This is a genomic window from Stenotrophomonas sp. KH_052 (genome assembly GCF_057838755.1).
In genome coordinates this window covers 2,693,956-2,707,918 of sequence record NZ_CM174475.1, presented here as the reverse complement: position 1 = coordinate 2,707,918, position 13,963 = coordinate 2,693,956, and the positions used below count along the sequence as shown (strand labels likewise).

General features: G+C 66.6%; 11 protein-coding genes. 7 read left to right on the top strand and 4 right to left on the bottom strand.

What is annotated here, in order from left to right; all coding sequences use genetic code 11:
• The first annotated feature begins 8 nt into the window (after positions 1-8).
• Positions 9-650: a hypothetical protein gene (locus tag AC3ITW_RS12490; protein WP_012511225.1), complete on the top strand. Its 642-nt coding sequence runs from the start codon at positions 9-11 to the stop codon at positions 648-650.
• 19 nt (positions 651-669) lie between these two features.
• Here the strand turns inward: AC3ITW_RS12490 and proP are convergent, their stop codons facing one another.
• Both proP and AC3ITW_RS12480 read right to left on the bottom strand, forming a co-directional pair.
• On the bottom strand, positions 670-2,157 hold the full coding sequence (gene proP / locus AC3ITW_RS12485) for a glycine betaine/L-proline transporter ProP (protein ID WP_012511224.1): 1,488 nt from the start codon (positions 2,155-2,157) through the stop codon (positions 670-672).
• Positions 2,158-2,632: 475 nt separating this feature from the next.
• Positions 2,633-2,860 (bottom strand): hypothetical protein, encoded by a 228-nt coding sequence (locus AC3ITW_RS12480; protein ID WP_032970634.1) that lies wholly within the window; start codon positions 2,858-2,860, stop codon positions 2,633-2,635.
• Positions 2,861-3,023: 163 nt separating this feature from the next.
• On the opposite strand from AC3ITW_RS12480, the gene AC3ITW_RS12475 reads away from it, so the two are divergent.
• From AC3ITW_RS12475 to AC3ITW_RS12465, 3 genes are all read left to right on the top strand, one after another.
• Complete coding sequence (locus AC3ITW_RS12475; RefSeq protein ID WP_006370287.1) at positions 3,024-3,440, top strand: baeRF12 domain-containing protein; 417 nt, start codon at positions 3,024-3,026, stop codon at positions 3,438-3,440.
• 5 nt (positions 3,441-3,445) lie between these two features.
• Positions 3,446-3,769 (top strand): thioredoxin family protein, encoded by a 324-nt coding sequence (locus AC3ITW_RS12470; RefSeq protein ID WP_100468733.1) that lies wholly within the window; start codon positions 3,446-3,448, stop codon positions 3,767-3,769.
• Between the two features lie 96 nt (positions 3,770-3,865).
• Positions 3,866-6,220, top strand: coding sequence for a GH92 family glycosyl hydrolase (locus AC3ITW_RS12465; protein ID WP_100468731.1), 2,355 nt, complete (start codon positions 3,866-3,868; stop codon positions 6,218-6,220).
• A 131-nt stretch (positions 6,221-6,351) separates the two neighbouring features.
• Here the strand turns inward: AC3ITW_RS12465 and AC3ITW_RS12460 are convergent, their stop codons facing one another.
• The gene (locus tag AC3ITW_RS12460; RefSeq protein WP_012511220.1) at positions 6,352-7,725 is read right to left on the bottom strand and encodes a sensor histidine kinase; all 1,374 of its coding nucleotides are present in this window, start codon (positions 7,723-7,725) and stop codon (positions 6,352-6,354) included.
• On the bottom strand, positions 7,718-8,392 hold the full coding sequence (locus AC3ITW_RS12455) for a response regulator (protein ID WP_489389571.1): 675 nt from the start codon (positions 8,390-8,392) through the stop codon (positions 7,718-7,720). The genes AC3ITW_RS12460 and AC3ITW_RS12455 overlap by 8 nt, the downstream gene beginning before the upstream one ends.
• Positions 8,393-8,454: 62 nt before the next feature.
• On the opposite strand from AC3ITW_RS12455, the gene AC3ITW_RS12450 reads away from it, so the two are divergent.
• Genes AC3ITW_RS12450 through AC3ITW_RS12440 form a run of 3 tightly spaced genes read left to right on the top strand, consistent with a single transcriptional unit; the run spans position 8,455 to position 13,945 of the window.
• Positions 8,455-9,702: a TolC family protein gene (locus tag AC3ITW_RS12450; RefSeq protein WP_489389570.1), complete on the top strand. Its 1,248-nt coding sequence runs from the start codon at positions 8,455-8,457 to the stop codon at positions 9,700-9,702.
• Positions 9,699-10,871 (top strand): efflux RND transporter periplasmic adaptor subunit, encoded by a 1,173-nt coding sequence (locus AC3ITW_RS12445; RefSeq protein WP_489389569.1) that lies wholly within the window; start codon positions 9,699-9,701, stop codon positions 10,869-10,871. Before AC3ITW_RS12450 ends, AC3ITW_RS12445 begins: the two co-directional genes overlap by 4 nt.
• The gene (locus tag AC3ITW_RS12440) at positions 10,868-13,945 is read left to right on the top strand and encodes an efflux RND transporter permease subunit (RefSeq protein WP_489389568.1); all 3,078 of its coding nucleotides are present in this window, start codon (positions 10,868-10,870) and stop codon (positions 13,943-13,945) included. The genes AC3ITW_RS12445 and AC3ITW_RS12440 overlap by 4 nt, the downstream gene beginning before the upstream one ends.
• Positions 13,946-13,963 lie beyond the last annotated feature (18 nt).

The window sequence follows — 13,963 nt, the reverse complement described above, 5'->3', positions numbered from 1 at the left end:
AGGATGACATGCACGGACCTGCAACGCTCCGCTCGACCCCGATCCGCCTGACGCTTGCAGCGCTGGCGCTGTCCTGCACGCCGGCGATGGCCGCGTCGCCCGCCGCCAAGCGACCATCGCCGCCCAGCCTGGTGCAGGCCTTGCACGCCGCCGAAGCCAGTCTGCGACTTATTCCAGGCGGCGATATCGAATCGGACTTCCGCCCGGCGTGGACGGCTGTTGCCGATCTCGATGGTGATGGCCGTTCGGAGGTTGTGTACTTCTACACATCTACCTACACCGGTGGCAGCTTCGCGCAAAGCAATGTGGTGGCGGTGATGACGGAGCTGACGGCGAACGATCCGCGCGGCCAGGCAAATCCGAAGAGTCTGTCGCGGATGGAGGCCGAGGATTTCGCGGCCATCCGGGAGTCAGGCTATGGCGATGATGCCGGCATCCAGATTCCTGGTGCGGTGCAGGCGATCCGAATCGAGGGCAACCGGATCATCGTTGCCTTCACTGTTACCGCGGGCGCAACGGTCTGCGAAATTCCCCGCGATTTTCGCCACGTCTGCCCGCCAGAGGGGCCCTATGAGTGGACCCTGCGCTGGACGCCCGGACAGCTGGCCCGCGAGGGCGGGGACGCCGAGGCGCCCCCGGACGGGGTGTGACATCGGTGCCGGCGTGGTATCAGGCCGGCTTGGGCGCCTCACCTTCACTTGCTTCCGGCAACGGCGGCAGGCTCGGGTCCACTGTCACTGGCAGATCGCTCTTCAGCAGCGCAGCGGCTTCCTTGTCACTGCCTACCGCCGGCGGTGAACCGCGCAGCGGCAGGCCGGCGGTTTCCTTCACGAACAGCATCGTGATCAGGCCGATCACCGCTGCGCCCATCAGGTAGTAGGCCGGCACCAGCGGGTCGCCGGTTCGTTCCACCAGCCACGCGGTCACCAGCGGCGTGGTGCCACCGAACAGCGACACCGAGACGTTGAAGGCGATCGACAGCGCGCTGTAGCGCACCGGTGTGTAGAACAGCGCTGGCAGGGTGGACGGCATCGAGCTGGTGAAGCACACCAAGGCCAGGCCCAGCAGCATCAGGCCGAGGAAGATCATCCAGTCGTTGCCGCTGCCGACCAGCAGCAGGCACGGAATGGCCAGCACCAGCAGCGCGATGCAGGCGCCGATGATCATCGGCCGGCGGCCGAGTTTGTCACTGAACAATCCACCGACGATGTTCAGCGGCATCATCACCAGCATCACGATGATGATCAGCAGCAGGCCCTTGCTCTCTGCGTAGCCCATGGTCACGCTGAGGTAGCTGGGCATGTAGGTCAGCAGCATGTAGTCGGTGACGTTGAACACCAGTACCAGGCCCATGCACACCAGCAGCTGGCGGCCGTGCACCTGGAACAGTGCACCCAGCCCCGGACGCTCGTGCTCGCGCTTCTCGGCTTCCTCGGCAAAGGCGCGGAACGCCGGGGTCTCTTCCAGTTTCATGCGCATGTACAGGCCGAGCAGGCCCAGCGGGCCAGCCACCAGGAACGGAATGCGCCAGCCCCAGTCCAGCATCTGTGCGTTGCTCAACAGCATGTGCAGTGCGGTGACCGTACCGGCGCCGGCGATGTAGCCGCCCAGCGTGCCGAACTCCAGCCAGCTGCCCATCAACCCGCGGTTGCGGTCGGTGGAATACTCGGCGATGAAGGTGGCCGCGCCGCCATATTCGCCACCGGTGGAAAAGCCCTGCACCACGCGCGCCAGCAGCAACAGCACCGGCGCCCAGATGCCGATGCGCTCATAGGAGGGAATCAGGCCAATCGAGAACGTGCCCAGCGCCATCAGGATCATGGTGAACGCCAGCACTTTCTGGCGCCCGTAGCGGTCGCCGAGCGGGCCGAACACCAGGCCGCCCAGCGGGCGCACCAGGAACGCCACGGTGAAGGTGGCGAACGCGGCGATTACCTGTGCGGTGGGGTTGCTGGACGGGAAGAACACCTGGCCGATGGTGACGGCCAGGTAGCCGTAGACACCGAAGTCGAACCACTCCATCGCGTTGCCCAGTGCGGCGGCACCGACGGCACGCTTGAGCATGGGCTTGTCGACGACGGTGATCTCATCGACCTTGAGGTGGCGGCGGCGTTTGAACCAGCCGAAATGGGCATGGGAATCAGGCGTGTCCTGCATGGGGGCTCCCTTGTAGGTATGGAATAGGGGATGGGCGATGTGATGTGTCCCGGAAATCGGAAACGGCGATGCAGGCGCAAGTGGCGCAGGGGCATCGGAGCGCGGCGTGGGGGCCGGGGAATGTGTGCAGGCACAACGCCACGCGCACGGCAAAGCACCGCCGCAGGGGCGGAAACGCAGCAACGGGATCACATCGGCAGCGCAGTCAGCGGCCGGGTGTCACAGCAGCGTGGGGGATGCAGGCAGGGGGGCCTGCGGGCGTCAGCCGCCGGGATCCAGCGCGAGGCGATGGAAATGCAGGGCGGGAGCAATCGTGGCAAGCGAAGCGCCGGTCGGCAGTGCTTTCCACGTAACAGGTGCGCCCGTCACGTAGTGGGTCGTGTCGATTATCCGTTCATGATAACGGCATCGACGTGAGCGTGCAGCGAAGCGGGCTGATCTGCACGCTGTGTTCCACGTCGCCTGTTCAGATGACTCAGGCCGACTTTGCCATCAATCCAAGCACGGTGCAGACCACCGCCACCGCACCCGGCAACGCCAGCCGTCGCGTAACCAGTGCGGCACCGACCACGGTCAACACGGAGAACATGATGGCGAGTGAGAACAGCGGTTGGCCCTGCAGGAACTGATGGATGCACCCTGCGCAGCCGAGGATGGCCAGGCTGGTGGCGAAGTAGACGTGGAACAGTGAGCCAGCGTGCACAGAGGTTCCTCGCGATGATGGAGGCCATAGCGGCAGGCCGCTGGACAGATTTAGGGGGGATTGCAGATTGCGATGACCGGATCACATCCTGTAGGCGCGCCTGTGACATCGATGTGCATAGGGTGGATCGCACAGCAACTTTTTCTGACTGATGGAGGGTGCAATGGCGCGTACGATTCCCGAAGGAACGTTGATCGTGGTGGCCGATGGTGGTTCGGCAAGGGTGTTCACCAACGTGGGTAGCGCGCACCAGCTTGCGTTGAAGCAGGAAGGCGAGCTGCGCCTGCAGGACATCAGCGAGCAGGGCATGTCCGGGCAGGGCCCGGCCGGTGCTGTGCCCAAGGACATGTCGATCTCGCAGCTCAATGAAGCGACGTTTGCCAAGCAGGTGGCCGAACAGCTCAATGAAGATGCGTTGAAGAACCGCTATGCGCACCTGGTGTTGATCGCCGACCCGACCACGCTGGGCCGCATCCGCCCGCTGCTGCACAAGGAAGTCCAGGCGCGATTGCTGGGCGATATCGCCAAGGATCTGACCAACGCGCCGCTGGAAGACATCCAGAAGGTACTGGCGGCATAGCGCTCATGTCGTTCATGCGTGATCACCTGCTGACCGAGCCCACCTCTGCGGAGGTGGAGGCGCAGGCGGGCTGGCAGCTGCTGGAATTCGGGACGGCCTGGTGCGGTCATTGCCAGGCCGCACAGCCGGCGCTGCGAGCTTTCGTCGAGGCGAACGATCTTCCGCACCGGAAGATCGAAGATGGCAAGGGCAAGCCATTGGGCCGCGCGTTCAAGGTGAAGCTGTGGCCGACGGTGGTGCTGCTGCGCGATGGAGAAGAGATCGCGCGGGTGGTAAGGCCGCTGGACAGCGCGGACCTCATGTCGTTGCAGAGCGCACTTCCCGGTTGATGATTGAACCGGGCGCGGGACACCGGGCAGTCGCACTGCAGCATGCGGTGTGGCAGGCCCGGTGCTAGCATCCGGCAACCACCTGAATCGATCCAAATGCCGATGCCCACGCTGGACCGTCGTCTCCTGATCGCCGTCGCCGCCACGGCGATGCTCGCCTCCGGCCTGGCGTCGGCCGCTCCCGCCAAAACCGCCGCCGACAAGGCCTACGCCTCGGTCGACCCGTTCATTGGTACTGGAGGTGAAGGCCACACCTACCCCGGTGTCACGGTGCCGTTCGGCATGGTCCAGCTCAGCCCGGACACACGCATCCAGCCGCGCGAGAAGGCCTATGGCTGGGCGGCCGGCTACCGTTACGACGACAGCAGCATCGTCGGCTTCTCGCATACGCATTTTTCCGGCACCGGTCATTCGGACCTCGGCGACATCCTGCTGATGCCGTTCACCGGCACTCCCGGCCTGGAGCGCGGTGATCCGGAAAAGCCGCGCAGCGGCTACGCCTCGCGTTTCCGCCACGACGACGAGAAGGCCGAGCCGGGCTACTACGCGGTCACCCTGGATGACTACAAGGTGCGCGCGGAGCTGACCACCAGTGCGCGTGTGGGCGTGCATCGCTACGCGTTCCCCAAGGGTGCCGATGCCAAGGTGCTGCTGGACATGCGCACCAGCATGTACGACTACCCCGGCAAGGTGCTGTGGTCGCGGGTACGGGTGCGCGCCGACGGCACGGTGACCGGCTTCCGCGAAACCCGTGGCTGGGCGCCGGGCCGCCAGCTGTATTTCGCGATGCGTTTCTCGCGGCCGCTTTCCGGGCATGAGCTGCACAACACCGAGCAGGACATCGCCTACAAGGGCTTCCCGCCGCCGGGCGAGAAGGATCCGGCGCAGCGTGCGCAGATCGAAGGGCGCCAGTTGGTCGGCACCTTCGCCTTCGGCAAGCTGGACGCACCGCTGGTGGTCAAGGTCGCGATCTCGCCGGTCAGCGAAGCCGGTGCCATTGCCAACCTCGACGCGGAAGTGGCCGGCTTCGATTTCGACCGCGTTCGCGCGCAGGCCAAGCAGGAATGGACGCAGGCGCTGTCGGTGCTGGATATCGACGCCCCCGAGCACGCCCGGCGCAGTGCCTATACCGCGCTGTACCACACCCTGCTGGGGCCGACGCTGTTCATGGATGCCGATGGCCAGTACCGCGGCTCGGACAACGCCGTGCACCAGGCCAAGGGTTATACCAACTACTCCACGTTCTCGCTGTGGGATACCTATCGCGCGCTGCATCCGTTGCTGACCCTGGTGCAGCCGGAGAAGCGCAACAGCGACTTCGTCAATTCCATGCTGGCCCACCATGAGCACAGCCCCTACGGCATGCTGCCGGTGTGGTCATTCCATGGCCTGGAAGACTGGTGCATGATCGGCTACCACGCCGTGCCGGTGATCGCCGACGCCTACGTGAAAGGTATCCGCGGCTTCGACGCCGACAAGGCGCTGAAGGCAATGGTCGAGACCGCCAACTACGGCCCGTACGATGGCATCGCGCAGTATCGCGAGCTGGGCTACGTGCCGATCGACGAGGAAGGTGAGGCGGCCAGCAAGACGCTGGAATATGCCTTCGATGACTGGACCATTGCTCGCATGGCACAGGCGATGGGCAAGACCGATGTTGCGGCCACCTTCGACAAGCGCGCCGGCAACTGGCGCAACGCCTTCGACAAAGACACCGGCTTCATGCGCGCACGCAAGCGCGATGGCAGCTTCCGCACGCCATTCGACCCCAGCGCCAGTGGATACGGCACCGACTACACCGAGGGCAATGCCTGGCAGTACTCCTGGTACGTGCCGCAGGATGTGGCCGGTCTGGCGGCAGCGCACGGTGGCAGTGACAAGCTGCTCGCGCGCCTGGACGAGGTGTTCAACGCCAAGGTCGATCCGTCCATCTTCGAGCACATGGAAGACATCACCGGGCTGATCGGCTGGTATGCACATGGCAACGAACCCAGCCACCATGTGGCCTACCTGTACTCGTACGCCGGCCAGCCGTGGCGCACCCAGGCGCGCCTGAAGCAGATCATGGACACCCAGTACGCCGACCGCCCCGATGGCCTGGCCGGCAATGATGACGTCGGCCAGATGTCGGCCTGGTACGTGTTCACCGCGTTGGGCTTCTACCCGGTGGCGCCGGGCTCGGGCGAGTACATCCTGGGCCGCCCGTTCCTGCCGAAGACCGCGATGCGTCTGCCCAACGGCAAGACCTTCACCATCGTGGCCGACGGGCTGGATGACAGGCACACCTACGTCGGTAGCGTGAGCCTCAACGGCAAGCCGTTGCAGCGCACCTTCCTGCGCCATGACGAGATCCTGGCCGGCGGCGAGCTGCGCTTCAGCATGCAGGCCGAGCCGAACAAGGCGTGGCCAGGGCAGGGCGCGCAGGCACCGTATTCGATGAGCACGCTGTAACGGTAGCGCCGGGCCATGCCCGGCGTGATTCCGATGCGTGGAACTGTAGAGCCGAGCCCATGCTCGGCTCAGGCATCGTGCCAGGAGCAGCCGAGCATGGGCTCGGCTCTACAAGGGCAATTCGACAAAGGTCAGCGAAACCACAATCCCACCCGAGCGCCACCGATCGGGGCGGTATCGATCACCAGCGCCGCATCATGCCGCTGCGCGATCTCGGCCACGATCGCCAGCCCCAGCCCGCAGCCGTCGCCTTCCGTGCTGGCCCGGTAGAAGCGTTCCGTGACGCGTGCGCGCTCGGCTTCGGCGATGCCGGCGCCGTTATCGTCCACCCACACCAGCACGCCTTCGGCCTCCTGCCCAACGCCGAGGGTGATAACGCCACGCGAGGCACCGTAGCGCAGCGCGTTGTCCAGAAGGTTGCCCAGTGCCTCGCGCAGCAGCTGCGGATCGCCCTGTACCTGCATGCCGTCGTCGGGCCCGTCATAACCCAGGTCCACGCCTGCCGCGAGCGCTCGGTCGGCGTAGCGCTCCACTACGGCGCGCGCCAACGCGGCCAGGTCCACTGGCTGCAGCGGCAGTGCACTGCCATGCGGATCTTCGGATCGGCTGAGCATCAGCAGCTGGTTGACCAGATGCTGCAAGCGGGCCAACCCGGCCAGCGTGCCGGACAACGCCAGCTGCTGGGCCTGCGGATCATGCTGGCGCAATGAACTCTCCAGCTCCACCTGCATGGCCGCCAACGGTGTGCGCAGCTGATGTGCAGCGTTGCTGACGAAGCGCCGCTGCGCATCCTGCATCGCGTCCAGGCGCTGCAGCAGCGCGTTGTACGCCTCCACCGCCGGCCACAGTTCACGCGGGGCTTCCTGCGCTGGATCCAGCGGTGCCAACGGATCCGGCCGCGGGCTGGCCAGCTTCCTCGCGACCAGGTTGGCGTGGCGTGCGGCGGCGCCGGTGCCGGACCAGGCCAGCCACGCCGCCAGTGCCAGGATCGCGGCCTGGAACGGCACGCTGGTCAGCAGCAGCTTGCGTTCCAACCGGTGGCGCTTGCGCAGCGTCTCGGCCACGCGCAGCCGGATGTCATGGCCCGGCCCGGCGCTGACCACAACTTCAACCATGCGCACGGCCTGCCCGCGTAGCCGCGCGTCGTAGTACACCGCGTCGTCATTCCCAGCGGCGGCCATGGGGCGAGGTAGTGCCTCGGGCAGGTCGCCATACAGGCGCCCGCCATCCGCATCGACCACCTCGCCATGCACTTCGTCGGCGGTGTCCCAGGTGAACATGCGCGATACCGACGGGGTGATTTCGATGGATGCGCGGCCGTCCTGCACCGTCACCAGTTCGGACAACGACATCGCCGAATCCAGCAGCCAGCGGTCGTAGACCTGGCCGGCATAGAAGCGCGCCAACGCGAATGAACCCACCGCACTGCACAGCAGCAGCACCAGCAGCGGCAGCCACAGGCGCCGCAGCAGCAGGCCACGCAGGCTGTGCACGCGCTCAGTCACCCACGACCTCCAACCGGTAGCCGAGGCCGCGCAGCATGCGGATGCCGACGCCGGCGCGGGCCTGTTCCAGCTTGCGGCGCAGGCGGCTGACGTGCACCTCGATGACCGACAGGTTGGCCTCGTGGTCCCAGCTGTACAGCGCATCGAACAGGCGCTGCTTGGTCACGGTGCGGCCGGGGTGCTGCATCAACGCTTCGACCAGCGACATCTCGCGCGCGGTCAGCTCGATACGCTGGCCGTCCACCTGCACTTCGTTGCGGATGCTGTCGAAGCACAGCCGGCCCAATCGCTTCTGTGCTGGTGCGTCACTGCGGCGGCGCGACAACGCACGCAGGCGCGCTTCCAGCTCACCCAGCGCGAATGGTTTTGCCAGATAGTCATCACCGCCACGGTCGAGGCCGAGGATGCGATCCTCAACGCCATCGCGCGCGGTCAGGATCAGCACCGGCAATGTGGCGCCGTCGTTGCGCAGGCGCGAAAGCAGGTCGAGGCCATCCACGTCCGGCAAGGAGAGGTCGAGCACCATCACGTCATAGGGTGCGCTGGCCAGCGCCGCAGGCGCGTGCAGTCCGCGCGAGAGGTGGTCGCACAGATGGCCGGCACCCTGCAGGGCGCGGATCAGTCCATCGGCCAGGGCGGCATCGTCTTCGATCAGCAGGATTCGCATTGCAAGCTTCGTGCAAGGTTGGGGCAAGTTTGGCGCAAGTCCGTCACCTTACCGTGACGTGCATGAATTTCTCCCCTCGTCTTGCGGCGGTGCTGGCCGCTCTATTGTGCGCGCCTGCGGCTTCGGCGCTGTCCCTTGCAGAAGCGCAGCGTGCAATGGAAGCACACAACCCGGACCTGCGTGCGGCGGCACTGGAGCTGCGCGGTGTGCAGGGCGATGCGCAGACGGCGGCATTGCGCCCGGCCACCGAGCTGTCGCTCGGTACCAGCAAGATCAGCCCCAAGCATGGCATCGGCCCGGGGCGCTGGCAGGACAAGCGCGTGGACAGCACCGTGGGCCTGGGCTGGACCTGGGAACGTGGCGGCAAGCGCGCATTGCGCATCCGCCAGGCGGACGCGCTGCTGGAAGTGGCCGGACTGGACATGCTCGATACCCGGCGCCGCCAGCAGGTGGCGCTGCATGAAGCCTATTTCGGCCTGAAGGGCGCGCAGGAGCGGGCGCAGATTGCCGACGCCAACCGCCAGAGTTCGGTCGAACAGATGGCGGCGGCCGACAAGCAGGTGGCCACCGGGGCGATGGCGCCGGTGGATCGCGCGCGGCTGGCGGTGGACGATCTGGCGGTGGCCGACGCGGCGCGCGAAGCGGCCCTGGATCTGCGCGATGCGCGGCATGCGCTGGGCCTGCTGCTCGGCAGCGATGACAGCCGCGACCTCAGTGCCGATGACCCCTGGCCGGATGCCAGCAGCGTGGCCGATGTGCGCGCGTTCGATCCGCAGCAGCGCGCCGACCTGCGTGCGGCGCGTTCGCGCCTGGCCGCCGCCGATGCGGGCGTCGCACTGGCACGCAGCGAGCGCCACCGCGATATCCAGTTGGGCGTGGAGGCCGAACGAGAGCCGACCGACATCAGTGGTGTCACCTGGGGTGTGTCGTTGACCATTCCGCTGGGTGGGCCGTCGCGGGCGCGCGGCGCGATCCAGCGTGCCGAGGCCGACCGTGACAGCGCCGCACTGGAAATGCAGGTGCTGCAGCGCGAAGCACGCGCCGAACTGGACCAGCTGCAGGCCAGCGCTCAGTCCGCCGCGCAGCGTCGCAGCGACTACGAAGGACTGCAGTCCGACGCCGCACGCAAGGCGGTGCAGGGCATCGAGCTGGCCTACCGGCGTGGTGCTGCAAGCCTGACCGACCTGCTGGACGCGCGCCGCAGCTGGCGCGACTTCGAGGCCGCGCTGATCGAAGCGCGTGCCGACCATGCCATTGCCCTGGCGCGCTGGGAAGCGGCCACATCCGTTGCTGAAGGAGAGTCCCGATGAAGTCCACCGTCACTTATCGCCCGCAGGCGCGACACGCCGTGCTGCCGGCCTTGCTGGCGCTGGCCCTGCTGGGCGGCTGCGGTCGAGAGCCAGCATCCTATCTTGAGGATGCGCCTCAGGTCAGCGCCGGCCAGATCCAGTTTCCCGCCGACAGCCGCCAGCTGGACGTGCTGCGCAGCGAGGCGGTGAGTGCTGGCGCCAGCGCCAGCCTGCAGTTGCCGGGCCGGGTGGTCTGGGATGAGACGCGCTCCAGCGCACTCCACACGCCGCTGCCGGGGCAGGTGGCGCGCATCGAGGCACAGCCGGGGCAGAAGGTGAAGGCTGGCCAGGTGATCGCCTGGATCACCTCGCCCGAGTTCGGCCAGGCCCAGGCTGAAGGTGCGCGTGGCCGCGCCGAGCTGCAGCAGGCACGCAAGGAACTGGACCGTACCCGCGAACTGCATGCGGCGGGAGTGGCGTCGGGTCGTGAACTGGACGAGGCCGAGGCCAACTTCGCTGGCAGCCAGGCCGATCATGCGCGCACGACTGCCTTCGCCAAGGCCTATGGCAACGGCCAGCGCGTCGATCAGCGCCTGCCGCTGCGCGCGCCCATCGATGGCGTGCTGGTGGAGCGGCGAATGAGCCCGGGCATGTCGGTCAGCCCGGACAGTGAACAGCCGTTGGCAGTGATCGGCGATCCGGACCGCCTGTGGCTGTTCCTGGACATCCCCGAAAGCCTCGCCGGACGCTTGAAGGCGGGCATGCAGGTGAGCGTGCCCGGCGCCGATGGGCAACCACTGCAGGCGACCCTCCAGCACGTGGATGACTTCGTCGACAGCGAACGCCGCGTGGTGCAGGCACGCGCCGAGCTGGACAATCGTGCACGCGGCTTCAAGGCCGGACAATATGTGCGCGCCCAGGTGGCGTTGCCGGCCGAGGGCGGTGTCTCGTTGCCCGATGCGGCGGTGCTGCTGATCGACGGCAAGCAGGTGGTGTTCGTGGAAGAGGGCAAGGGCCGCTTCGTGCGTCGCGCCGTGCACGCGGAGGAGCTGGGTGACGGCCGGCTGTGGGTACGTGAGGGCCTCGCCGCCGGCAGCCGGGTGGTGGTCGAAGGCGGCCTGCTGCTGCAGCAGCTGGTCGACAGCGCGCCGGCCGCCGTCAGCACCGGTAGCGGGCACGCTGCGCCATGATCGATCGCCTGATTGCCTACTGCCTGCGCCAGCCATTGATGGTGATGCTGGCACTGCTGCTGTTCATCGGCGCTGGCATTGCCGCGTTCCGCGTACTGCCGGTGGAAGCCTTCCCGGATGTGTCGGACACCCAGGTAACGGTGGTGTCGCTGCACCCGGGCCGCGCCGCCGAAGAGGTGGAGCGCGAAGTGACAATGCCGCTGGAAGTGGCGCTGTCCGGCATCCCGCATTCGGTGCGGGTGTTCTCGCATACCCAGTTCGGCTTGTCGATGATCATCCTGACCTTCGACGACAAGGCTGACGACTATTTCGCGCGGCAGCAGGTGCTGGAGCGCCTGCAGGGCGCGGAGCTGCCGGATGGAGTGACCCCGGAGCTGGAAGCGATGAGTTCGGCGGTGGGTGAGATCTACCGCTACGTACTCAAGGGCCCGCACATGACACCGACCCAGCTGCGCACCGTGCAGGAGTGGACGATGGAGCGCAGCCTGCGCACCGTGCCGGGCGTGGCCGATGTGATCAGCTTCGGCGGTTTCGCGCGCACGTTCCAGGTCAAGCCGGACCTGGACAAGCTGCGTGACCGCGGGATCAGCCTCGGTGAATTCGCCGAGGCGCTGGAGAAGGGCAGCTCCAATGCCGGCGGCGGCTACGTGGAGCGTGGCCAGCAGCAGTTCCTGATCCGCGGCGTGGGCCTGATGCGTTCGCCGGGTGACATCGGCAACGTGGTGGTGGCGCAGCGCGGCGGTACGCCGATCCTGGTGCGCGACCTCGCCGGGATCGCCGATACCGGCCTGCCACGGCAGGGCCTGGTCGGCCAGGACGAAAATGACGATGCTGTGTTCGGCATGGTGCTGATGCGCAAGGGCGAGAATCCGTCCGACGTACTCGACGCCCTGCATGCGCGCATCGCCGAGATCGAAGCGAACCAGCTGCCGGCCGGGGTCAGCATCGAGCCGTTCTACGACCGCTCCTGGCTGGTGTCGACCACCTTGAAGACCGTCTTCCGCAACCTGCTGGAAGGTGCGGTGCTGGTGTTCCTGGTGCTGTGGCTGTTCCTGTACAACGCCCGCGCCGCGCTGATCGTGGCGGCGATGATGCCGCTGGCGCTGCTGTCGACCTTCCTTGGCCTGCACCTGTGGGGCGTGCCGGCCAACTTGCTGTCCTTGGGTGCGATGGACTTCGGCATCATCATCGATGGTGCAGTGATCGTCACCGAACACATCGTCTCGCGATTGTCGAAACTGCCACCTACGGCCGACCGGAAGACGCGGTTCTCGACCATTCTGTCGGCCGCATCGGAAGTGGGCCGCCCAACGTTCTTCTCGATGCTGATCATCATCGCCGCGCACATCCCGATCTTCACCCTGCAGCGCCAGGAAGGCCGCATGTTCGCGCCGATGGCGTACTCGGTGACCTCCGCGCTGATTGGCGCGTTGATCCTGGCGCTGACCGTAGTGCCGCTGTTCTGCTACTGGTGGCTGCGACGGGACCGCATGCGAGATGGCAATCCGCTGATGGACCGCCTGACCGGCTGGTACCGGCCGATCCTGGAGCGTGCGTTGGCCAGACCGCGTGCGGTGGTGCTGACCGCAGTGGCGTTGCTGGTGGGTACGTTGGCACTGGGCACCCGCCTGGGCTCGGAGTTCCTGCCCGAGCTGGACGAAGGATCGATCTGGCTGACCGCCACACTCGACCCCAGCACCAGCCTGGCCGAAGCGCAGCAGCAGTCGCGGCGCATCCGTGAGCTGGTCGGCACCTTCCCGCAGGTGTCGACGGTGGTGGCCAAGCTGGGGCGCCCGGAAGACGGCTCCGATGCCAAGGGCGCCAACCAGATCGAGGCGCTGGTGGCGTTGAAGCCGGAGAAGGAATGGCCGAAGGGCGTGGACAAGCGGCAGCTGGTGAGCGACCTGCAGCGCACGCTGGAGCAACGCATTCCGGGGCCGGAGTTCTCGATCTCGCAGCCCGTGCGCGACAACATCCTGGAGAGCATTTCGCAGATCAAAGGCCAGGTGGTGATCAAGGTCAGTGGCTCGGATCTGGACGTACTGAACCGGCAGGCGCAGGCGATCCTGGGCCAGGTGCGTGGGGTGGAGGGCGTGGAGAGTGCCTTCATTGACCGCGATGGCTCGTTGCCGCAGCTGCAGATCGAGATCGACCGCGACCGTGCAGCACGGTATGGGCTGAATGTGCGTGACATCGACGAAGTGATCGAGACAGCACTGGGTGGGCGCCAGGTCGGCGAGCTGTGGGAGGGCGACCGCAGGTTCCCGATCACGTTGCGCCTGGACGATGCCGATCGTGACCTGCAGCGGCTGCGCACGGTGCCGGTGGGCATCGGCGATGGCCACACGGTGACGCTGTCCGACGTGGCCGACTTCCGCATGGCCAGCGGCGCGATCAACATCTCGCGCGAGAACGCGCAGCGGGTGAAGGCGGTCAGCATCTTCATCGCAGGGCGTGACATGGGCAGCGTGGTGGCCGACATGCGCAAGCGCGTGGATGCCAGTGTGCAGCTGCCGGAAGGCTACCGGTTGGAGTGGTCCGGCGAGTTCGAGAACCAGCAGCGTGCGATGAAGCGGCTGGGCTGGGTGATTCCGCTGTCGGTGCTGCTCATCTTCGTACTGCTGTTCGATGCCTTCAAGGACATCAGCAGCGCGGCGCTGATCCTGGCCAACGTACCACTGGCGATGATCGGCGGCATCCTGGCGTTGTGGTTGACCGGTATTCCACTGTCAGTGTCGGCGGCGATCGGATTCATTGCGTTGTTCGGACAAGCGGTGCTGAACGGGGTAGTGATGCTCAGTCGTTTCGCTCAGCTGCGCGAACAGGGCATGGACCTGCTGCAGTCGGTGGTACAGGGCTCGCTGCAGCGCCTGCGCACGGTGCTGATGACCGCACTGCTGGCGATGTTCGGCCTGCTGCCGATGGCGACCTCGCATGCGATCGGTGCCGAGACACAGAAGCCGCTGGCGGTGGTGGTGATCGGCGGCCTGCTGTCAGCGATGCTGCTGACCCTGCTGGTACTGCCCACGCTGTACTACTGGGTGCACCGGCGTCGCGAGGCCCGCGCCGGATGATCGGCACCGTAGATCCAC